At 34.3% G+C, this 21,144-nt stretch carries 20 protein-coding genes; 14 read left to right on the forward strand and 6 right to left on the reverse strand.

The genetic code is table 11. The features are described from left to right. The first annotated feature begins 48 nt into the window (after nt 1-48). A complete protein-coding gene (locus OXQ85_RS15675; protein WP_267405677.1) occupies nt 49-1,047 on the forward strand; it encodes a cation diffusion facilitator family transporter in 999 nt (332 codons plus the stop codon). Between the two features lie 92 nt (nt 1,048-1,139). Here OXQ85_RS15675 and OXQ85_RS15680 read toward each other — a convergent pair whose 3' ends face one another. Continuing rightward, complete coding sequence (locus OXQ85_RS15680) at nt 1,140-1,592, reverse strand: exosortase F system-associated protein (RefSeq protein WP_267405678.1); 453 nt, start codon at nt 1,590-1,592, stop codon at nt 1,140-1,142. Then, entirely contained in the window at nt 1,579-2,109 is a 531-nt protein-coding gene (gene xrtF / locus OXQ85_RS15685; RefSeq protein WP_267405679.1) for an exosortase family protein XrtF, read from the reverse strand. The genes OXQ85_RS15680 and xrtF overlap by 14 nt, the downstream gene beginning before the upstream one ends. Nucleotides 2,110-2,158: 49 nt before the next feature. Between xrtF and OXQ85_RS15690 the strand changes: the two genes are divergently transcribed. The 8 genes from OXQ85_RS15690 (at nt 2,159) to OXQ85_RS15725 (ending at nt 7,653) form a co-directional block, all read left to right on the forward strand. Further along, nucleotides 2,159-3,178 carry a phosphotransferase gene (locus OXQ85_RS15690; protein ID WP_267405680.1) on the forward strand — a complete coding sequence of 340 codons (1,020 nt, stop codon included), beginning with the start codon at nt 2,159-2,161 and terminating at the stop codon, nt 3,176-3,178. A gap of 37 nt (nt 3,179-3,215) precedes the next feature. Next, complete coding sequence (locus OXQ85_RS15695; protein WP_267405681.1) at nt 3,216-3,620, forward strand: GxxExxY protein; 405 nt, start codon at nt 3,216-3,218, stop codon at nt 3,618-3,620. 87 nt (nt 3,621-3,707) lie between these two features. Then, nucleotides 3,708-4,118, forward strand: a complete 411-nt coding sequence (locus OXQ85_RS15700; protein ID WP_267405683.1) for an RNase adapter RapZ — start codon at nt 3,708-3,710, stop codon at nt 4,116-4,118. Nucleotides 4,119-4,233: 115 nt separating this feature from the next. Further along, nucleotides 4,234-4,947 (forward strand): nucleotidyltransferase family protein, encoded by a 714-nt coding sequence (locus OXQ85_RS15705; RefSeq protein WP_267405684.1) that lies wholly within the window; start codon nt 4,234-4,236, stop codon nt 4,945-4,947. 9 nt (nt 4,948-4,956) lie between these two features. After that, nucleotides 4,957-5,706 (forward strand): TIGR00730 family Rossman fold protein, encoded by a 750-nt coding sequence (locus OXQ85_RS15710; protein WP_267405734.1) that lies wholly within the window; start codon nt 4,957-4,959, stop codon nt 5,704-5,706. Between the two features lie 58 nt (nt 5,707-5,764). Further along, a complete protein-coding gene (locus tag OXQ85_RS15715) occupies nt 5,765-6,235 on the forward strand; it encodes a DUF6702 family protein (protein WP_267405685.1) in 471 nt (156 codons plus the stop codon). Between the two features lie 293 nt (nt 6,236-6,528). Next, nucleotides 6,529-7,236, forward strand: coding sequence for a glycohydrolase toxin TNT-related protein (locus OXQ85_RS15720; protein WP_267405686.1), 708 nt, complete (start codon nt 6,529-6,531; stop codon nt 7,234-7,236). 6 nt (nt 7,237-7,242) lie between these two features. Beyond that, the gene (locus OXQ85_RS15725) at nt 7,243-7,653 is read left to right on the forward strand and encodes a hypothetical protein (protein ID WP_267405687.1); all 411 of its coding nucleotides are present in this window, start codon (nt 7,243-7,245) and stop codon (nt 7,651-7,653) included. A 197-nt stretch (nt 7,654-7,850) separates the two neighbouring features. Here the strand turns inward: OXQ85_RS15725 and OXQ85_RS15730 are convergent, their stop codons facing one another. Both OXQ85_RS15730 and OXQ85_RS15735 read right to left on the reverse strand, forming a co-directional pair. Beyond that, nucleotides 7,851-9,950: a DUF5689 domain-containing protein gene (locus OXQ85_RS15730; protein ID WP_267405688.1), complete on the reverse strand. Its 2,100-nt coding sequence runs from the start codon at nt 9,948-9,950 to the stop codon at nt 7,851-7,853. A gap of 10 nt (nt 9,951-9,960) precedes the next feature. Continuing rightward, nucleotides 9,961-12,705 carry a carboxypeptidase-like regulatory domain-containing protein gene (locus OXQ85_RS15735; RefSeq protein WP_267405690.1) on the reverse strand — a complete coding sequence of 915 codons (2,745 nt, stop codon included), beginning with the start codon at nt 12,703-12,705 and terminating at the stop codon, nt 9,961-9,963. A 236-nt stretch (nt 12,706-12,941) separates the two neighbouring features. On the opposite strand from OXQ85_RS15735, the gene OXQ85_RS15740 reads away from it, so the two are divergent. Both OXQ85_RS15740 and OXQ85_RS15745 read left to right on the forward strand, forming a co-directional pair. Next, on the forward strand, nt 12,942-14,141 hold the full coding sequence (locus OXQ85_RS15740; protein ID WP_267405691.1) for an endonuclease: 1,200 nt from the start codon (nt 12,942-12,944) through the stop codon (nt 14,139-14,141). Nucleotides 14,142-14,187: 46 nt separating this feature from the next. Then, entirely contained in the window at nt 14,188-14,610 is a 423-nt protein-coding gene (locus OXQ85_RS15745; RefSeq protein WP_267405693.1) for a DUF6146 family protein, read from the forward strand. A 55-nt stretch (nt 14,611-14,665) separates the two neighbouring features. Here OXQ85_RS15745 and OXQ85_RS15750 read toward each other — a convergent pair whose 3' ends face one another. Together OXQ85_RS15750 and rho are read right to left on the reverse strand one after the other, a co-directional pair. After that, entirely contained in the window at nt 14,666-15,262 is a 597-nt protein-coding gene (locus tag OXQ85_RS15750; RefSeq protein ID WP_267405694.1) for a superoxide dismutase, read from the reverse strand. Between the two features lie 313 nt (nt 15,263-15,575). Further along, entirely contained in the window at nt 15,576-17,420 is a 1,845-nt protein-coding gene (gene rho, locus OXQ85_RS15755; RefSeq protein ID WP_267405695.1) for a transcription termination factor Rho, read from the reverse strand. 146 nt (nt 17,421-17,566) lie between these two features. Between rho and OXQ85_RS15760 the strand changes: the two genes are divergently transcribed. The 3 genes from OXQ85_RS15760 (at nt 17,567) to OXQ85_RS15770 (ending at nt 21,120) form a co-directional block, all read left to right on the forward strand. Then, nucleotides 17,567-17,956: a DUF4293 family protein gene (locus OXQ85_RS15760; RefSeq protein WP_267405698.1), complete on the forward strand. Its 390-nt coding sequence runs from the start codon at nt 17,567-17,569 to the stop codon at nt 17,954-17,956. A gap of 198 nt (nt 17,957-18,154) precedes the next feature. Continuing rightward, a complete protein-coding gene (locus OXQ85_RS15765) occupies nt 18,155-19,078 on the forward strand; it encodes a M28 family peptidase (RefSeq protein WP_267405699.1) in 924 nt (307 codons plus the stop codon). Between the two features lie 203 nt (nt 19,079-19,281). Then, entirely contained in the window at nt 19,282-21,120 is a 1,839-nt protein-coding gene (locus OXQ85_RS15770) for an ABC transporter ATP-binding protein (protein WP_267405700.1), read from the forward strand. Nucleotides 21,121-21,144 lie beyond the last annotated feature (24 nt).

Here is a 21,144-nt window from a genome sequence, read left to right on the forward strand (position 1 = left end):
AAAATAAAAAAGAGTCTCAAAATTGAGATTCTTTTTTTTATCAAACCTATGAACAAACAGAAGAATAAAAATAAAGATAAAATAGGCTTTCAAAAACTAATCGCCGTTTTTGGAGTCATTCTTTTTATCGGAAAAATTATAGCCTGGAAACTAACGAATTCCGATTCCGTTTTTTCTGATGCTATGGAAAGTATTGTGAATGTGATCAGCGCATTTATGGGGCTTTATTCTTTACATCTTGCAGCGAAACCCAAAGACGAAGATCATCCTTACGGTCACGGAAAGGTAGAATTTGTAACCTCAGGAATTGAAGGCGCATTAATTGCCATTGCCGGCATCATGATTATCTATGAAGGAATCAACAGTTTGATTGTGGGAAAGGTTCTGGATAAGCTAGATTGGGGAATTGCCATCATTGCTGTAACAGCTATTGTTAATTATCTTTTGGGTTACATTTCAGTTAAAAAAGGAGAAGCAGAAAATTCTCTGGTTCTAATTTCTTCAGGAAAACATTTACAATCGGATACAATTACCACCCTTGGCGTTGTAATCAGTTTGATTGTTGTTTATTTCACTAAAATTTATTGGATTGATTCTGTTGTAGCTTTAATTTTTGGAGGATATATCATATTTGTAGGCTACAAGATCGTTCGTAAATCGTTAAGCGGTATTATGGATGAGCAGGATCCAGATCTTTTAAATCAAATCATCAACGTATTGGAAGAAAACCGCCGCACAGAATGGATTGATGTTCACAACATGAAAATCCAGCAATTCGGGGCCAATCTTCACATTGATGCACACATTACTTTACCTTGGTATTACAGCCTTCGTGACGCGCACAATGAAATGGAAAAGATGATCATTCTTTTAGCGAAAAACACCAAAAGAAGTGTAGAATTTAATTTTCATATGGATGATTGCAAGCCGATTTCGTGCGCCGTTTGTCAGATTAAAGATTGTCCGGTTCGTGAAAAAGCCTTTGTAAAAAGAGTAAAATGGACGCCGGAAAATGTGACGAGTGTGGATAAACACACAATAGATTAAATTTAGTTTAAACTAAAATATCTTTCGATTTTAACTAAAGCCAATTTCTGTTGATGAAAATATTCGTGGTATTTGTGCTTGAGAGATTTGTGCTATTCGTATTTAGATAAATCTTTGCCTGTTTCAACCTGTTTTCTATAATAAAACATCGGCACAATCAACAACAAGATTAAAGGCTGAATCACAAACCTTCTCATATAAAATGAGAATAAATAACCAATTTCAAATCGGTCATAAATACAATACAGATAAATTGGGAAAGTAATCAGGAAAATGATCGAAATAAGAATCGCTCCTTGAATCGTCCATTGCTTATTTTTAAATAAAAAATGAATGATAATACAGGAAAAAAATAGGTTTAAAATAAATCTGAAAAGGTATCCAAGAATTAATTTTCCCCATTCGAAAGCAGGAAAATCAAGATGCTTATTCGCCTCATGAAAATAATTAAGAAAGGGATCATAGAAGATTTTACTTTCAAGCGCTCTTACGCTTACAAGTCCTACAAGTCCGATTATTACTAAAAACCAACTAAGAATTTTCATTTTTCAGTGCAAAAAATTTAATCCAGATCAACCAAAGCAAAACTACCGTTCCGTAAATTATCGCCGGAAAAAGATAATCGTGAGACATTTTTCCGTATTGGCTAAAGTCCCTCACAACTATATTTAAGCCTACAATCCTAAGCACATTCATTACATAAAGTATAATAAGCCCAATAAAAGCAAAAATAAAAGTTTTAGCTCCTTTGTAAAACGCAAAGACAAAAGCCAGAAACAAAATCATGACCGAAACTGCGTTACAGCCTTCTACCATTCGTGTCGCATAGCTTTGTTTTACGTAAAACCAAACCTGCTCCCCTTTCACATCATCATACAACAGAGTTGGATAGCCCACCCTATTCTGTACGCTCATCACCTGGTTGGCGATTAACCTTGAAAAAGGATCCAATCCCTGATTCTGAAAGGTATTCAGATAAAACTGATAGCCGAAAAGCAACACCAGATAAATGATGATGAACCTCAGTAAAATACCTAAAACGGGCTTAAAGTCCTTTAGCATAATGCAAATATAAAAATTCGCCCGTAAATTACTATATTTGTTTCTTACTATGATTTCCGAATACGCAAAACGATTTTTTGAAAATTATATAGGTAAAGCATCTTCTGAATTTACTATTTTGGCTCAAAGCGGCTCCGCGAGGGTAAATTTTTTGGCTAAATGTGAAAACGAAAAGTATATTATCACGTATAATGAAAATATTCACGAGAACGAAAGTTTTTTGTATTACTCTAAAATTTTCTCAGATTTAAATCTTAACTCGCCTAAAATTTTAGCTATTTCCGAAGATCGGAAAATATATGTTCAGGAATTTTTGGGAAGTAATACCTTATCAGAAGTGATTGCAAGAGAAGGTTTAACAGACAATGTAAAATCTTTGGTAAAACAGACTTTACAGAAACTTTATACGCTTCAAATTCAGACAGAAAATAAAATCGATTTCACTAAAACTTTCGAATATGAAAGTTATGATGAGCTTCCGGTAATGCACGATTTATATTACTTTAAAAATTTTGTAGCCGACGTTTTGGAACTGGAATATCATAAATCTACTCTTTTAAAAGAATTCAAAAACATCGTCAACCTCATCGAAAATTTGAATCCGAAAGGAATTATGATTCGAGATTTTCAGGCGAGAAATATTATGGTAAATGATAAGAATGAAGTTTCATTTATCGATTATCAGTCGGCAATGAAAGGGCCACTGATGTATGATGTGATCTCGTTTTTATTTCAGGCTAAAGCTAATTTTCCTGAAGATTTTAAAAATGAAATGCTGAATTTTTATATTCATCAGTTTGAAAGTAAAGAAATTCAACTTCAACTAAAAGATTCGGTGAAACCAATTCAATTGATGAGATTTTTACAGGTTTTGGGCGCTTATGGCTTTAGAGGACTGATTCAGAGGAAGCAACATTTCATTACAAGTATCGAAAAAGGAATTGAAAACATCACAGAGTTTACGCAAACCTGGGAAAATATGAAAGATTATCCTGAACTGGAAAAAGTGATTGGACAATTGAGTTTAGAAAAAACGAAGTTGAAAATTGAAGAAATTTTAAACCATTAAGTTTTATATTTAAGAAGTTAAGTTTAATTAAGTTTTTATGACGAAAAAAGAAATTACACAACTATCTTATGAGATTACTGGTTTTGCTATAAAAGTTCACAAAACGCTCGGACCAGGTTTACTTGAAAGCATTTACGAAGAGTGTTTAAAAATTGAGCTTATTAAAAATGGATATGATGTAAAACAACAACTTTATACAACCATCAATTATGAAGGAGTTGATATTGAAACTAAATTAATTGTTGATTTACTTGTAAATGATATGGTAATTGTAGAGCTAAAAGCGATTGAAGAAATTTTACCAATTCACGAAGCCCAATTATTGACTTATATGAAAGTTTTAAAGAAACCTCAAGGTCTACTAATTAATTTCTTCACAGATAATATAACAAAGTCTTTAAAACCTTTTATTAATGAGTATTTTAAAGGACTTCCAAACTAAATTTTTGATTTATCAAAAATCTTAATTAAACTTAACTTCTTAAATAGACCTTAACGGTTCATAAAAATAATTAGAAATATAAAGAAAATGCTACACATCGACATACACAGTTTTTCGTACAAGAAAGGAGGAATTCCAAAAGATGAATCCGGAAACGGAGGCGGTTTTACATTTGATTGCCGCGGAATTTTAAACCCCGGAAGAATTGAAGAATACAAAATTCAAACAGGAAATGATATTGGCGTTCAGGAATATCTTGAAACAAAAACTGAAATGCCGAAATTTTTAGATTTAATAAAAAACATCGTTTCTATTAACATCGATAATTATCTGGAAAGAGGTTTTGAAAACCTTCAGATCAATTTCGGATGTACAGGCGGGCAACACAGATCGGTATATTCGGCCATTAAAATCGCTCATTTTATTGAAGAAAAATATGGTGAAAAAGTTGAAATCAGCCTTCATCATGATGAACAGCACCAACTTAATCATAAGTAATGAGTAATGTGCAATAGGTAATATTTTAACTTCGTTGATATTTTATTATTTATTGTTTTTAAATTAAACACAATCATTTATTACTCATTACCAATTACTCATTACCCATAAAATTATGAAGGCTTTAATTTTCGCAGCAGGAAAAGGAACAAGACTCAAACCTTTTACAGATCATCATCCGAAAGCATTAGCAAAGGTGAACGGAGTTCCGCTTTTGGAAAGAAATATCAACTATCTTAAAGGTTTTGGAATTAATGATTTTGTGATCAATATCCATCATTTTGGAAATCAAATTGTTGATTTTTTAAAGCAAAACAACAACTTTAACTGTAAAATAGAAATCTCCGACGAAAGCGAAGAATTGCTGGAAACTGGAGGCGGCTTGATTTTTGCTAGAAAGTTTCTTGATCTTGGGGAAGATTTTCTGATCATGAATGCAGATATCTTAACGAATATAGATATCAATGCTTTTGTAGAGTATCACAAAAAGATAAAAGATTTTGCTACATTAGCCGTTTCTGATAGAGAAAGTTCAAGAAAACTGCTCTTTAATGATGAGATGGTATTGAGAGGTTGGCTGAATGTACAAAGCGGTGAGCAAAGGCTTGCAGAGTTTAACAAAGGCTTTAAAGCACTTGCTTTTAGTGGCGTTCACTGCATCAACCCTTCGATCTTTGATAAAATAAAAAGAACAGGCAAATTTTCTGTTATGGAAGAATATCTGGATTTGATGTTAACAGAACATATTCATGGTTTTGTGCACGACAGCATCCTTATCGATGTTGGAAGACCAGAATCTGTGATAGAAGCCGAAAAATATTTTAAATAAAAACTTATGATGGAAATTGATGGAAGAGATGAAAGTTTGGTAAATCCGGAATTGGATGTAAATGAAACAAAACTTCATAATAGTTTAAGACAAAAAACCTGGGACGAAACCATTACCAAAGACAGCTGGATGGTTTTCAAAGTGATGGCTGAATTTGTAGACGGCTACGAAAAGCTGGCTAAAATTGGACCTTGCGTTTCTATTTTTGGTTCAGCAAGACTTAAACCTGAAAGTAAATATTACGAAATGGCGGTTGAGATTGCCGAAAAAATCACCAAAATTGGTTTCGGAATCATCACTGGCGGTGGTCCCGGAATTATGGAAGCCGGAAATAAAGGTGCTTTCAATGCTCAAGGAAAATCGATCGGATTGAATATTGATCTTCCTTTTGAGCAGCATTTTAATCCTTATATCAACAAATCATATTCGATGAATTTTGATTACTTCTTCGTGAGAAAAGTAATGTTTGTGAAATATTCTCAAGGGTTTGTAGTAATGCCCGGCGGTTTCGGAACTTTGGATGAACTTACGGAGGCTTTAACTTTAATTCAGACCAATAAAATTGGAAAATTCCCGATTGTTTTGGTAGGTTCGGAATTCTGGAGCGGATTATTAGGTTGGTTTAAAGAAACTTTACTGAAAGAAGGAATGATACACGAAGATGATCTTGATCTTTATCGTGTGGTAGATACCGCAGACGAAGCTGTAGCGCACATTAAGGCATTTTACGATAAGTACTCTGTGAATGTAAACTTCTAATTGGCATATTATTTGTGACTTAAACATAACAAAGATGATTGTAAATCTATTAATTAAGATGAAAAAACTTTTATATATATCAGGAATTTTAACATGTTTTATGTTAATGAGTTTTATGTATGTAGACTTTTTCTCTTCAATGACAAAGGTGGATTATATTGATGGAAGCAAGACATTGAAGTTTACCACAAAGATGAATACTGGTCATATTTCAGATGCCATTAAAATAAATCCCAACACCGCAGGTTTTGAAGCAGAGGTAAAAAAATACGTAAATAATAATTTTGATGTGTACGTGAACGGCTCTCCTAAATCGATTACTTTTACGGGTAGCCAAGTGAGCGGAGAAACTGTTTGGGTGTATTTTGAAACGGGCGGCGTTTCGGATATCAGCACTTTGAAGATAAAAAATACGATACTTTTAAGCGCTTTTCCTAAGCAGATTAATCTTGTGAATATTGCTTACAAAGGAAATCAGAAAACAATGAATTTCCAACGAGGAAAAGAGGTAAATGAAGTTTCTTTTTAATAAAGATTTAATTTAGATAATAACATCCCTGTTTCAGTTTTGAGATAGGGATTTTTTATTTCATTAAAATAAACTGTATTTAAGGGTAATTTTTCTATTAATAATGGTTGAAAGGAATAATTTACCCATAAAACTCACCGTAATTTGATATTTTATTTTATTTTTGCTGCATTGATATTTTTCAATTGTACCGTTTAGACGCCTTTTAGGCTTTAGTTATTCATTCTGAATAATTATGGCTGATTATTACCTAAAAACTGAATAAACGAAACAATAAAACAATGAATCTATCAATGAAAAATTTACTAAAGTATCTTTTACTATTATCAACCATTTCTTTTTCTGTAGCTTGTAGTTCAGATAGGGATGAATTCGAATCGAGCGAAGTAATAAGCGTCTTTTATAAAAATGCAGATGAATTTGCCGCAACTTATGACCCTTCCGGAACTGTAAATGCTACACTTAGAAGTCAGGCATTTGATCTTTACAGAACAGCAAGATGGGCTGAACTGGAAGCTTTATTTAAAGACAATAACCTAAATGGAGGCTGGCCACCGGCAAACGGAGGATACAATATTGTAGATGATATTACCTTCACTGCCGGGCAAAAATATGACAGATACAGCGGTGCTGTCGGCACTTACAACGGCGCTGGAGTTCCTACGCTTGGAGGAAGCTTTACGAGCCCAATTATCAACGGTTATACGTATACTTTTACGCAAAGAGCCTTAAACCAAACTGAAGATAAATATGATTTTTATTATGAAATTGAGGTATTGAATAATTTATTAAATTTCAAAGGTCAAACGGCAGATATTATTCCTTGGTTTGGGCAAGCTGGTAAAGGAAAACAAACAATGTGGAAAATTCCTATCGACATCAACACAGGTTACCAAAAAACATGGAATAAACTGGCTGAAGAAGGCTATATTAAAGTAACCATCAAGAAAAGCCCAAGCGGAAAGTATAATAATGTCGTTGGGACTGTTATTCAGCAATAATATATCATGTATTCAATTTCAAAAAAAATAAATATTTTAAAACAGGTTTCTGTTGCGAAAAGTAATTTCAGCAATGAAGAAATTTCAAATTCTGCAATTACTACATTCACTTGTTGCAATTGCGGTCATGAAAACACAATTACGATAACGCCTTATGAATCCGGATTTCCTATTTTTCAAATTTATAATGAAGGTAAAGTTTTATCTAAAGATGAATTATTGAAAAATAAAATGGTAACCGAAACATCAAAAAATCTTCTTCATTATGGAGAATTAACGGTATATAACTTACCTACTTTATACTTCGGAACTGATTGTAATTCTTGTAATGCAAGATATATAGGGATTTTCAGCTATGGCGAAAAGCAACCCGGATTAACAATGCTTACCATTTCAGGTATTTGGAAGTATGAATAATTGAATATTTAAGTTTGTTAGATATAATTCTTTAGTCAAACCACAGCCTTTTTGGTTGTGGTTTTTATTTATTCAAATTTCAATAATTTGCAACTACAAAATATAGATTTTTTTCTTCATTCATCCCATTTACTTTTTCACCAAATAAAAAAGACGAACCGTTTAGTTCGCCTTTAAGTAAAATATTTTAAACTCGATTACTGAGCTTTAATTTTGAAATCATCAATCTCCCATGTTGCAGCCGCAGAAGTTGTAGAAGTATATTTAAATGCTATTCTTACGTTTTTACCTAAGAAGGCAGATAAATCTACGTTTCCAGAACTTACCCAGTCTCCAAATGCATTTGTATTGGTATCCAGAACTGGTGATAGTTGCGTCCAAGTAGTTGTAGAAGGGGTTCCTGTATAGTTATCCGTAGCATATACTTGTAGCGCATTTCCAGCGTATCTTACGTCAGTTGTAAAAGATACAGCAGCCTTCGTTTTACCTACTAAGCTTACCGCTTTAGAAATCAACCAGTCTTCGTTTGCATTGTTTGTTCCTACGTAACCATTCATCATGGCATAGTAATTAGAGCCGTTTCCTTGGTTAGAAGTATTCCAAACCTGAGCTCCAAGAACGTTTACTACCGTCCAATCCGAAGTGAATCCACCCGCAGCAAATCCGTCGCTGTAGATTGTAGGAATTGGAGTATAAACTGATCCGTCACATCTTGGATTGTCCAAATCAACATTAGCTAATCTTGTGATCCAAAGCTGATAAGTACCATTGAATACACTTAAGATAGCATAAACATCACCTTTACCACCTTCAATTTCTGTTGAAGCAGGTTTCATTGGCGTTGCACTTGTACCGAAATCTGCCAAACCACTTGTTCTTAAAGTAATTTTGTTTCCTGAACAATCTTCCAGCGTTCTGTTCGTAGTTCCCGTACCATCTGAATATGTTTTACCTAAATCACCATCAATAAACTGAAGGTCTTTAAGCTTAATCCATCTACCAACATCAGCATTTGTAAGTTGAGAAATCGTTCTTTCTGTAGGTACAACTGTTCTTGTAGGTATTTTTGAATCAAAGAAATATTTATAAATATCAACTTCTTCTATCTGTCCGAATTGAGTACCATTATTAAATAAATTCCCTAATTGTATCTCACCACTTACATTTCTTACATAAAGATTTTTAAGTTTAATATAAACATCTTTTCCTAATCTGAAACGGTTATCAAGATATAAATCAAGCTTGTTGATGTTTACTCTTAATCCTCCCGTTGCATCTTCAATATAAACATACTTGTACAGGTTTCCTGTTTCATCATTTGCTACAACCTGAGCTTTAACGTAGAAATCTCCTGTAATCTGAGTCCAGTTTCCGCCTGTATACATTTGCTTAATATCAGCAACTGTTTTAGCTGTTAAACCTGTCTCACTAAATTCACACGGGTTAGAAGCAATTCCATCAATACGAGGGAATTTAGTCATTTCTAAATCTTCAACCTTATTGATATACATTTGGTAAGTGGTATTAAACTTACTGTAAATACCTACAAATTTACCATTTCCTGCAGGCAAGATTTGGTTTGCGAAAGAAGCATAACCACTGTTTCTTACGATTCTTGTTGCAGTAGTAGTTCCGTCATTAATACGTCTGTCTACTGTAACCCCATTTGGAGCATAGTTTGAACATAATACTCTGCTATCAAACTCAGCATTATTAACCTGGATAAGACACCCGATATATTGATCATTTGCTGCAACCATCTGAGCTAAAGTCATTACTTTAGGTACAATTTTCTCTCTTACAGTACAAGATCTGAAAACTTTGGATGGAACAACTTTTTCAGGAATTCTCAAAACTGAAGTTGTACTTGTAGGATCTTTTACACCTAATTGCACCACTCCACCGTAAGTTCCTAGTGAAAGACCTGCTAATTTTACATAAATTTTAGATCCTTGAGGATACTGAGTGTAAGTACTCACCATATCTACACTGATTACAAAACCTTGTGTAGGATTTGTAGGGCTGTCCTGAATATAGATTGTTTTATAAATATTCCCCGTTTCATCAGTTGAAGAAACATACCCTTCTACAACATCTGTAGAGTTATCAGGGAAAGTATAAACTGTGCTTACATATTTGGCTCTAAGTTCTGTCAATGTCATTGTCTTTGCAAGATCAGCACACTGATAGTTCTCAAGATTAGGATCATTATATTTATCATCATGTACACATCCTGTAATGAATAGAGAAGTCATCACAATGAAAATATATTTTAATATTGAATTATATTTTTTCATAGTAGTTGTTTTAGAATCTTAGATAAACGTTTGTAAAGAATGTTCTTCCTCTATCATACCAAAGTTTTGGCCCGAAATATGGTGTCCCTCTCTGAGAATCTGCAAGAGCATCCTCAAAGTTTACGTTTCTACCCTGCTCGAATCCTCCGGTTACATAATTTCTGTTATTCAAAATGTTATTTACAGAAACACTGATTCCCATTCTGTATTTTCCAAATTGGAAAGATTTACCAGCATTGGCATTCAACATAAACTGATCATCAAATTTCTTTTGAGCAGTAATTTGCTGAATAAGCTCAGGAGTAACTCCAGGATAAGGATCGTTAGTTAATGGGTTAGTATACATATACGGAGTCTTGTTCAAAGCTGAAAGATCTAAATACTGATCCATCAAATAGTTTGCAGAAGCTCCTACCCACCAGTATTTAGGTGAATTATATTTTAAACCAAAAGAGAATGCCTTTTGAGGAGTACCTGCAACTTTATAATCTTTGATATTTGCTTTACCCCAAGTATCAGTTCCTCTAAAACCGTTAAGGTCATCAAAAGTAGCAACATTAGGATTGTTGGTATATTTATATTCTCCAACACTTGCAACCCCGGTAGCGTTTAAAGTAGGTGTAATTTTAACATCGAAACCTAATTCTGCCCCAATATATCTTTTGTTAACACCACTCATTGCTTCGTTTACCAAAGTACTGAATGAGTTTCCTAAAGTTCCGTCATTTACGTCAGCATAATATCTTGAAATTTCAGTCGCATTGCTGATGGTAGTATAATAACCAGATAATCTTAGTTTTAAGATTTGGCCTCTCATGATATAACTCAAGTCATTTGAGTTAATCATTTGATTTTTAACACCTGGAGTTACATAATCAACCATTCTTGGGTTAATGAAGATCTCGTTAAGTGTAGGTGCTAAACTGAAAAAAGTACCGTTATAAACGATGAAGTTTTTACCGTCGATTTTATATGTAATTTTCGCTTTAATACCCGCATCTAAAGCATCGTATACAGAACTTTTACCTTTAGAATTATCTCTGAATCTTGCAATTCCGCTTCTGAAATTACCTTCTCTGTAAGCTTCTGAGTATGAAGAGAAAATTGAAGCTACAAAGTTCCATTTAGCAAAATCAACTTCAGAAGAAACATTTAATGCATAATGATTTCTAGTTAACTCATAAGAATACTGAGTTCTGTCTCCTTCTCTTACTTCTACATTACTATTATCTGCATCATATCTTACATCATTATTGAAAGCATTAAGATTATAAGCAAAATCAGCTCCTAACAAATCTTTCACTCTTCTAAAATTGTCAGACTTTAAATTCTGATAATTAAAGTTGATGTTTAATTTCCAGTTATCTTTCAATCTTGTATCAAAGTGAGATGCCCAGTTGAAAGTTTTATCTCTATTTACATCTTCTACAACACTATAAACAGCACCTCTTGCATTACCATTCATATCAGTTTTGTTGATATAGTTGGCATTGTATAAAGATGCCCAGTCGATTTGAGATCTTTGTTTGAATTCATCTACAGTATAAATTCCGTAGCTAGGTAGTTTTCTGTAATATGTTGGGTTTGGATCTGGTGCGTGGAACCAATCAAGTCTGCTTCTTGCATCGCTACCGATTTGGTAAGAAACAGTGTTCGTCCAGTTAGAGCTTTTACCGATTTTCAAATAATCAGTTAACATAAACATCGGTTCGAAAACCTTTCTGATTCTTGAATTTCTCTTCTCACCATCTTGCCATCCCCAATATGAGTTGTAATCTTTACCCATGATGTCATAAACTTCCTGAGTATTCGGAGAGTTGGATGCTCTGTATGTTGGTGAACCAAATGCCGTTAAGTTGATCGAGTGTCTATCACTAAATTTCTTTTCAATAGATCCGAAATATGCAAAAGCATCCTGATAAACCCCATCAATAATTGCATTATCCCCCCATCTTCTACTTGCAGAGAATGTAAATGCCCAACCATTCTTAGTCATCCCGGTAGAAGCAGTGGCCATTATTCTATGAAGATAACTTCTGTTTGTAAAAGAGTATGCTAATGATACTTGCTTTCTGTAAGAAGAAGCTCTTGTATTGTAATAAACTACCCCACCTAAATTACCGAAAGTATATTCTGAAGGCGTAATATTGTCTACGTTTTCGTAAGGATATCTTGTAACATCGTTAAGACCTCCCCAGTTACTAAAATCTATTCTACCGTCATCATTTTTAGACATAGAAACACCATTAAATACCACATCCTCAAATCTGTTGTCTACCCCTCTTGGTCTGAACCAGTAAGCACCTAGTTCAAAAGCGGAAACATTTTGGAAAGCATCTCTTCCTGAGCTTAAAAGTCCTACCGTAGGCTGCATTGCAGAACCTCCGTCTTCAGTGTCATTTGCAGAATCATCGATTACAACAACTCCTGCATCTGTTCCTAAACTGTAATTAAGTGTAATAACACCTAAGTCTTTTCTCTTCTCATCAGCAGTTACATCAAACTCTAAAATTTTAGATTCAAAATTTGGTTTTGCAACGGTAATAAGATAATGGCCAGGCTTTAAATCCACAAACTGGAAGTATCCAATTTTGTCCACAGTCACATCGTCTGTAGACTGCGCCAGATCTACTTCTGCTCTCTCCAATGGCTTACCTTCAGCATCTTTAACATACGCAAAAACAGTAGTTTGAGCGAAGTAATAAGACGCAGGAAGTAATGTAAACAAAGAGATTAAGGATAGTTTTTTAATCATAGTAAACTTGTTTTTAACTCCTTTTTTATTTAAGGGGCAACAAATTTAGGACTATTTTCATTAATCCAAACATTTTTAGCCTTTTATTCTATTAATTTTTCTTAACGCACCATCATTATGCTAAAAAAATCCCTTTTTTCTAATTAATCACAAAAACGTATATTAAAATTTTTTAACCTTGAATATTATATAAAATTAGTACTTTTACACCCCTTAATTTTTTGAATACTAAGAATATGAAGAAATATTTAATCGCTGTTGCTGTTTTTTGCTCCACATTTGCATTCTCGCAACAGAAACAAGTAAAGAGAGCTGCCGTAGGTTTCCTGAACGTAGAAAACCTTTGGGACACAGTGCCTTCAGCTGATTATATTGATGGAACATTATCTGTTTCAAACCCTGCTTTTCACAGAAGTGTACCTGTAGATTCTTTGAAATATCTTGAAACAACTGAAGATTACAAAGGCGAGTGGAACGATGAGCTTTTAATGGGTAAAAAAGTAATTCGCAAGCAAATTTTAGCGGATGAATTTACAGAAAACAGCCCAAAAAGATGGGGAGCTAAATTTTATAATCAAAAATTAGAAAACGAAGCGAAAGTAATTTCTGAACTGGGAAGACAATATACCAATGACAACCCGGCAATCTGCGGATTGATTGAGGTTGAAAACAGACAGGTTATTGAAGATTTAATTAAACAACCTGCTTTGGCAAAAAGCAATTACGGAATTGTTCACTTTAATTCTTACGATGCCAGAGGTATTGATGTGGCGATTATTTATCAGAAAGCAAGATTTACTGTTTTAAATTCATATAAAAAAGAAATTAAGATCTTCAACGAAGACGGAAGAAGAGAATACACAAGAGATATCGTAGTTGCGATTGGTTTATTGGATGGTGAAAAAGTAGCCGTTTTGATGAATCACTGGCCATCAAGAAGAGGTGGCGAAGCAATTTCTCAGGCAAAAAGAAACACCGCAGCTACCGTTTTGAAAACTGAAATGGAAAAGATAACCGCTGAAAATCCTGGAGTTAAAATATTCTCAATGGGAGATTACAATGATGATCCGGTAAGCCCGAGTTTGAAAAAACATTTAAATGCAGTGGGTGATCCAAGTGAATTGTCTGATAAATATCCTTATTATAACTTAATGTATAAATTATACAAAGCAGGTGTTGCTTCTTTGGCATACAGAGATGCACCAAATTTATTTGATCAGATCATTGTTTCAAAGAATTTATACTCTCCAGAAAAACTGACTCCAACTTATAGTATTTACAAGGCCGAAATTTACGCTCCATCTTATTTAGTAAATAAAGAAGGACAATGGAAAGGCTATCCTTTACGTTCTTGGGACGGTGACAGGTTCACCGGTGGTTATAGCGATCACTTTCCGGCAGTTTCAATTGTCCAGAAAGAATATGTTAAGAAATAAAATTAAAGCACTCATTTTGAGTGCTTTTTTTGTGTAAATTTAGGATATGAAAAATCTTCTTCTCATTATTTTTATTGCTCTTATCCCTTTTAGTTGTGTCGCGCAAAACAAATCTAAAAGCGATAAAGAAAAGTCAGAAATTAAACCCTCAAAAAATGAGGATGGAGAATGGGATATCACTGTAATTGACACTCAGTTTGATTATTTCCTGAATGCCATTGCCAAACCCATGAATCAATATTCAGAATCTTATTTGAAAACAAAAAATACAATGTTGGTAACGGAGTGGAATTCTTATTATTTCTCAGGAAAATACAGAAATGTCATCGAATCATCGATTGATTATGATCCCAAAGAAAATTACGGAATTAAGTTTGAATATAAGCTCTATCAAGTTTTCGCGTATGTCAATTGGAAATATGGCTTAAAAATGAACGGCTTAACCGGAAGTGACAGCGTAAGATATTAAAAGTAAAAAGGTTCAGAGTAATTCTGAACCTTTTCTTTTTTATGATAGCTAAAAATTATTTGTTGAATAATTCTTCTACTTTATCCCAGTTTACCACAGAGAAAAACGCTGCCACATAGTCAGGTCTTCTGTTTTGGTAGTTTAAATAATAAGCGTGCTCCCAAACGTCAAGTCCTAAAACCGGAGTACCTTTCACGTCTGCAACAGGCATCAACGGATTGTCTTGGTTTGGAGTAGAAGTTATAGAAACAGAACCGTCAGCATTTTTTACCAACCAAGCCCATCCAGAACCGAATCTTGTTTTTGCAGCATCAGAAAAATCAGTTTTGAATTTTTCAAGACCACCGTAAGCTTCGATAGCAGCTTTTACGTTTCCTACAGGCTCATTGCTTCCCCCAGGAGTTAAAATTTCCCAGAATAAAGAGTGGTTGAAGTGCCCTCCTCCATTGTTTCTTACCGCTGGCTTATCAGTTCCAGTCTGGTTGATTTCTTCTATTGTTTTTCCTTCTAGGTCAGTTCCTTTAATTGCATTATTTAAATTGTCGATATATGCCTGGTGGTGCTTAGTATGGTGAATTTCCATAGTTTTAGCATCAATAGTTGGCTCTAATGCGTCGTAAGCATATCCTAGTTTTGGTAATTCAAATGACATAATTTTATTTTTAATGTTATTACCCAAATTTAACCATTATTTAAACTATTTTCAAACAATGGGGATTACTTTAATAAATCTTTAACATTGATATATTGATTTAGAATGAATTAAATTTTTAAGTAATGAAGTTGGAGGCTGGAGGATGGAAGTTTATCGAGGTCGAATTAATGTTGAATTGAAAATTTTTTCCACAAAAAAACAAACATGGTCATTAAAAACTTCCCGCCTCCAACATCCATCCTCCCGCCTAAAAAAATCAAAAAGCACGAACATTGCTGCCCGTGCTTTTCATTTAACAAAATTAAATTAATTATTTATTCATAGACATCAGGAATTCTTCGTTATTAAGAGTTCCTTTGATGTTTTTACTCACAAATTCCATCGCTTCAATAGGATTCATCTCAGAAAGATATTTTCTTAAAATCCACATTCTCTGAGAAGTAACTTCATCAAGAAGTAAATCATCTCTACGAGTACTTGAAGCTACCAGATCAATTGCCGGATAAATTCGTCTGTTGGCAATTTTTCTGTCTAATTGAAGTTCCATGTTACCCGTTCCTTTGAATTCTTCAAAAATCACCTCGTCCATTTTAGAACCTGTATCAATAAGAGCCGTTGCTATAATCGTTAAAGATCCGCCCCCTTCAATTTTTCTAGCCGCCCCGAAGAATCTTTTTGGTTTGTGAAGTGCATTGGCATCAACACCACCTGATAACACTTTTCCGGATGCCGGCGTTACTGTATTGTAAGCTCTTGCTAATCTGGTAATTGAATCTAAAAGAATCACTACATCATGACCGCATTCTACCATTCTTTGAGCTTTCGCTAAAACAAGGTTTGCTACTTTTACGTGCTTATCTGCCGCTTCATCAAATGTAGATGCAATAACTTCTGCATTTACACTTCTTTCCATATCGGTAACCTCTTCCGGACGTTCGTCGATCAAAAGTACCATCATGTAAACTTCAGGATGATTGGCTGCGATAGAATTCGCAATATCTTTCAACAACATTGTTTTACCCGTTTTTGGCTGGGCAACAATCATTGCTCGTTGTCCTTTCCCAATTGGCGCAATCAAATCCACAATTCTTGTAGCCATTGTAGATCCTTTTCCTGCCAGGTTGAATTTTTCTTCAGGGAAAAGTGGCGTTAAATATTCAAAAGCCACACGATCTTTAATGAAAGCAAGATCACGGCCATTTACTTCTGTTGGTTTTAATAAAGAGAAATATTTTTCACCTTCCTTCGGAAGTCTTACAATTCCTCTTACTGTATCTCCTGTTTTCAGACCAAAATTTCTGATCTGTGCCGTAGAAACATACACATCATCTGGCGAAGAAATATAGCTAAAATCTGAAGAACGTAAAAATCCGTAGTTATCCGGTAAAATTTCCAATACCCCTTCAATACTTACCATTCCGTCGAAACTGAACTCTTTTTTCTGTTCATGATGTTCCTCCGCTCTTTCAGAATGTTGTTGCTGTTGCTGTCTATTCTGATTTTGGTTTTGATTCGGATTCTGGTTCTGATTTCTATTTTGATTTCCGTTGTTATGCGGATTGTTGTGTTGTCCTTTTTGAGGTCTTGCCTGATTTCTTTGTTGAGGGTTGTTAGGCTTTTCTTCTGCGGGAGCAGCTTCTTCGGAATCTGTGTTTTTTGGAGCTTCTGTTTTCTCCTGAGGAGCTTCTGTGTTACCCGCATTCGTAGTAGGCGAAACTCTTTTTCTTTTTTGCTTAGGCTGTGCTGCTGCAGTTTGCGCTTCCGAAGTAGCTGTAGATTCAGCTTGTACTTCTTCCGCTTTTGGCTCTTCAGAAACAACTTCTTTTACTTCTGCCTCAGGTTTTTCCTCAACCTTTGGTTTGGTTTCTGCCGGAGCTTTTGTTTCTGCTTTCGGTTTAGCTGCCGTTTTCTTCGGAGCAGCTTTTTTAGCAGGAGCCTTCGCAGGTTTTTCCGCTACTATTTCCTCAGTATTCGTACTGGTTTCTGTGGTGTTGAAATAATCTTTTGCCACTTTGGGATTTGAGGCCTGAAAGTCAAGAATTGCAAAGATTTTGTCATTTTCATTGCTGTTCCTTGCAACTTTAACGCCCAAATCTTTTAAGATTTTAGTCAACTCCGTTACGGATTTTGACCTTAACGTTTCAATGTTAAACATATTTAATGTAAAAAATGTAATTAATTGTGAATAAGAAAAGTAAGTCCGGTGACTGTTGTTTTCAAGTGCATTCGTATAATGCAAATCTACACTTATTTTTGAATTGTGCAAAATTTATATTACTTTTGCCAAGTATTTAATATTCAATGCTACAAAGAATACAGACTATATGGACTTTTTTAGCAGTTTTGGCTGCGGTGTTCCTGTTCGTGACAGGGCAAGATGTTATCATTTCCGATAGCATTCCTGTGTTAAATATAGGTTGTGTGGTACTTGTTTTGGTTGGATTGCTGAGTGTTTTCAGCTTCAACAACAGAAAAAGACAAATTTTGCTGAACAATATCAGCATCATTATAAACGCTTTGTTGATTGGTGTATTGATTTACTGGTTACTAAAATTATCCGGAGGAGTGCAAATTCCTGAGAAGGGTATTGAGCCAATTTTCCCATTGATCGCGATTATTTGTTTGTTTATCGCAAACATCTACATCAAGAAAGATGAGAGGCTCGTAAAATCTGTAGACAGACTTCGATAACCTTACAACGATTTTTTGAGTGAGAACAGCTTCTTTTTAGGAGCTGTTTTTTTATTTTTTAGCTTGAAAAGCTTTGTCAAAGTTTAAAACTTTGACAAAGCTCTGACGTTAAAATCTCAGAAAGATGCAAAAAGTAAAAATTAAAGTGCAACATTTCTGTTTTAACTGCGACATATTATTTATTAAATTTGATCTAAAATGAAAAAACTTACTTACCTCACCTTTTCACTTTTCTCGATATTCACTTTTTCTCAGGAAGTTTCAAAAGAAAGAGTTCAAACCGTGCTTTCAACACTGGCTTCGGATGAAATGAAAGGTCGCGAAATAGGAACTCAGGAAAATGAAAATGCCGCCAATTATATTGCTAAACTTTTTAAAGAAAATAATTTAGAATACTGTACCGGAAATTCTTATTTAGTTCCGTTCGATTATAAAGGAAAAACGGCGTACAACGTTTGTGGAGTTAAAAAAGGTAAAACGGATAAATATCTAGGCTTTTCAGGGCATTTCGATCATATTGGTGTTAGCAAAAAAGAAGGAACCGACACTATTTACAACGGCGCAGATGACGATGCCAGCGGAATTACAACTTTTGTAGGCATTGCAGATTATTTTAAAAATAAAAAGCCTGATTTCTCAATGGTTTTTATGGCATTTAATGGTGAAGAGAAAGGCATGCTGGGTTCAAAAGCTATTTCTACAGATAAAAATTTAGATAAAATTTATAATAACATGACTGCTCTTTTCAATTTTGAAATGGTAGCCACAGAATCTGAGTTTGGTAAAAATGCAGTTTTCATGACGGGAGATGAATTTTCAGATCTTGCAGAACTCTTCAACAAAAATGCGGTAAACGGATTAAAAATATATCCAGATCCGTACGCAAAAGAGCAATTATTTTACAGATCAGATAATGTAAGTTTCGTGAAAAAGAAGATCATTGCCCATTCTATTTCTACGGCAGATATGAGCAAAATAACCCATTATCACCAACTTAACGATGATGTAAATGTGGTGGATTTTGATAATCTTACAACCCTTATTAATAATTTCGCAAAGACTTTTGAAAAGCTTAATACAAAGAACTTTGCCCCGAAATATAATGATACAGTAAAGTTTTAATAAAATTTTAATGACAACCAAAGACCTTCACCTGCGAAGGTCTTTTATTTTATTCATAAGGTAAATATTACAATTCCCCTCCTATTTTGATCTAAAACTGTAACAAAAGCAAAAGAATATTCACCTATTATATAAAGTAAAACGTTACACAAAACGTCTTATCATTTAAATTACGTAATTTTGCTATCCAATTTTTTCATTGAATGAATCAATATATAAAAATATTAAAGTTCGCCAGGCCTCATCAAAAATACATTTACGGAAGTTTGTTCTTCAACATCATGTATTCTGTATTTCAAATTGCGTCTTTGGGAACTATTCTTCCGGTTTTGGGAATGCTTTTCGGAACCATTGAAGCTAAAAAATACAAAACGGCTCCGGTTTATTCAGGAGAGATTCTGGATTTCTTTTCTTATGCAAAAGAGTATGCCAACTATTATGTTCAAAGCATGGTTACGCAATATGGTGCATTGAATGTTTTGGCTTGGCTTTGTATCATCACTGCTTTTATGTTCTTATTAAGAAACCTTTTCAGATATTTGGGATCTTTTTTACTCATCAATTATCGTGTAGGTGTTACCAAAGACCTTCGTGGAGCGATGTACAGAAAAATTCTTTCTCTACCCGTTTCATTTTTTACAGAAAGCCGAAAAGGAGATTTAATGTCCCGTATGTCAAATGATGTAGGTGAAGTGGAAGGAAATATTTTAGGAAGTTTGGTTGAATTAATCAATGCTCCTTTTATGTTGATCAGTACTTTGGTCACTTTATTTTTCTTGAGTACAGAAATGACACTTTTCTCCCTTTTAGTTTTACCTGTAATGGGAACCATGATCGCTTTGATTGGAAAAAGTCTGAAAAAAGATTCTCACGAAGCGCAAAACGAGATGGGAAATATTTTTTCTATTGTGGATGAAACTTTAAAATCGACAAAAGTTATTAAGATTTTCAGTGCCGAAAAAATAATGGACAACCGTTTTATGAAGTCGATGCAAAAATGGATCGACAGTTCCATCAGATTAGGCAGAAAAAAGGAATTAGCCTCTCCCATGAGCGAATTTTTGGGTTCGGTTACCTTCTTAATTATTGCTTGGTACGGAGGAAAACAAATCATTGTAGAACAGAGCATTTCGCCAGCCGATTTCCTTGTTTTCTTAGGAATTTTCTTCCAAATTTTACCTCCAGTAAAAAGTTTATCACAATCAATCTCTAACGTTCAGAAAGGAGAAGCTTCGCTGGAAAGAGTGTTGGATATTTTAGATGCTGATGTGAAAATTGATGAAGTTGCCAATCCGGTTTCTATTTCAACATTAGATCACTCCATTGAATTTAATAATATTGGTTTTTACTATGATAAAGACCACACAATTCTTAAAAACTTTAGCTTAAGCATTCCGAAAGGTAAAACAGTGGCTCTTGTAGGGCAAAGTGGTAGTGGTAAAACAACTATTGCCAACCTTTTAGCAAGATTTTATGATGTTTCGGAAGGTGAAATCCTTATCGATAAAACCAACATCAAAAATTTAAAACTAAAGGAATATCGCCAATTGTTGGGAATGGTTACTCAGGAATCGGTATTATTCAATGATACGGTTTACAATAATATTTTGATGGGTAAACCAGATGCGACGAGAGAAGAAGTAATTGCTGCGGCAAAAATTGCCAATGCCGATGCATTCATCACGGCGCTTCCTCAAGGTTATGATTCGAATATCGGGGATGATGGAGGAAAACTTTCCGGAGGTCAAAAACAGAGGGTTTCTATCGCAAGAGCGGTATTGAAAAACCCACCAATCATGATTTTGGATGAAGCAACCTCTGCTTTAGACACAGAATCTGAAAGATTTGTTCAGGATGCGTTGGAAAAAATGATGGAAAACAGAACTTCCCTAGTGATTGCTCACCGTCTTTCAACCATTCAAAAAGCCGATTGGATTGTAGTAATGGAAAAAGGAGATATCGTAGAACAGGGAACTCATCACGAGCTAATCGCCAAAAAAGGAATGTATCACAAGCTGGTTGATCTTCAGAATTTTGATTAAAATGATTTTAAATTAAATTTTAAA

The sequence above is a fragment of the Chryseobacterium sp. GM_Chr_2 genome (genome assembly GCF_026540445.1).
Classification (GTDB): Bacteria; Bacteroidota; Bacteroidia; order Flavobacteriales; family Weeksellaceae; genus Chryseobacterium.

Excerpts from the sequence above, each read along its gene's own strand:
- OXQ85_RS15675 (WP_267405677.1), top strand. The coding sequence starts at position 49 with ATGAACAAACAGAAGAATAAAAATAAAGATAAAATAGGCTTTCAAAAA.
- OXQ85_RS15680 (WP_267405678.1), bottom strand. The coding sequence starts at position 1,592 with ATGAAAATTCTTAGTTGGTTTTTAGTAATAATCGGACTTGTAGGACTT.
- xrtF (WP_267405679.1), bottom strand. The coding sequence starts at position 2,109 with ATGCTAAAGGACTTTAAGCCCGTTTTAGGTATTTTACTGAGGTTCATC.
- OXQ85_RS15690 (WP_267405680.1), top strand. The coding sequence starts at position 2,159 with ATGATTTCCGAATACGCAAAACGATTTTTTGAAAATTATATAGGTAAA.
- OXQ85_RS15695 (WP_267405681.1), top strand. The coding sequence starts at position 3,216 with ATGACGAAAAAAGAAATTACACAACTATCTTATGAGATTACTGGTTTT.
- OXQ85_RS15700 (WP_267405683.1), top strand. The coding sequence starts at position 3,708 with ATGCTACACATCGACATACACAGTTTTTCGTACAAGAAAGGAGGAATT.
- OXQ85_RS15705 (WP_267405684.1), top strand. The coding sequence starts at position 4,234 with ATGAAGGCTTTAATTTTCGCAGCAGGAAAAGGAACAAGACTCAAACCT.
- OXQ85_RS15710 (WP_267405734.1), top strand. The coding sequence starts at position 4,957 with ATGGAAATTGATGGAAGAGATGAAAGTTTGGTAAATCCGGAATTGGAT.
- OXQ85_RS15715 (WP_267405685.1), top strand. The coding sequence starts at position 5,765 with ATGAAAAAACTTTTATATATATCAGGAATTTTAACATGTTTTATGTTA.
- OXQ85_RS15720 (WP_267405686.1), top strand. The coding sequence starts at position 6,529 with ATGAAAAATTTACTAAAGTATCTTTTACTATTATCAACCATTTCTTTT.
- OXQ85_RS15725 (WP_267405687.1), top strand. The coding sequence starts at position 7,243 with ATGTATTCAATTTCAAAAAAAATAAATATTTTAAAACAGGTTTCTGTT.
- OXQ85_RS15730 (WP_267405688.1), bottom strand. The coding sequence starts at position 9,950 with ATGAAAAAATATAATTCAATATTAAAATATATTTTCATTGTGATGACT.
- OXQ85_RS15735 (WP_267405690.1), bottom strand. The coding sequence starts at position 12,705 with ATGATTAAAAAACTATCCTTAATCTCTTTGTTTACATTACTTCCTGCG.
- OXQ85_RS15740 (WP_267405691.1), top strand. The coding sequence starts at position 12,942 with ATGAAGAAATATTTAATCGCTGTTGCTGTTTTTTGCTCCACATTTGCA.
- OXQ85_RS15745 (WP_267405693.1), top strand. The coding sequence starts at position 14,188 with ATGAAAAATCTTCTTCTCATTATTTTTATTGCTCTTATCCCTTTTAGT.
- OXQ85_RS15750 (WP_267405694.1), bottom strand. The coding sequence starts at position 15,262 with ATGTCATTTGAATTACCAAAACTAGGATATGCTTACGACGCATTAGAG.
- rho (WP_267405695.1), bottom strand. The coding sequence starts at position 17,420 with ATGTTTAACATTGAAACGTTAAGGTCAAAATCCGTAACGGAGTTGACT.
- OXQ85_RS15760 (WP_267405698.1), top strand. The coding sequence starts at position 17,567 with ATGCTACAAAGAATACAGACTATATGGACTTTTTTAGCAGTTTTGGCT.
- OXQ85_RS15765 (WP_267405699.1), top strand. The coding sequence starts at position 18,155 with ATGAAAAAACTTACTTACCTCACCTTTTCACTTTTCTCGATATTCACT.
- OXQ85_RS15770 (WP_267405700.1), top strand. The coding sequence starts at position 19,282 with ATGAATCAATATATAAAAATATTAAAGTTCGCCAGGCCTCATCAAAAA.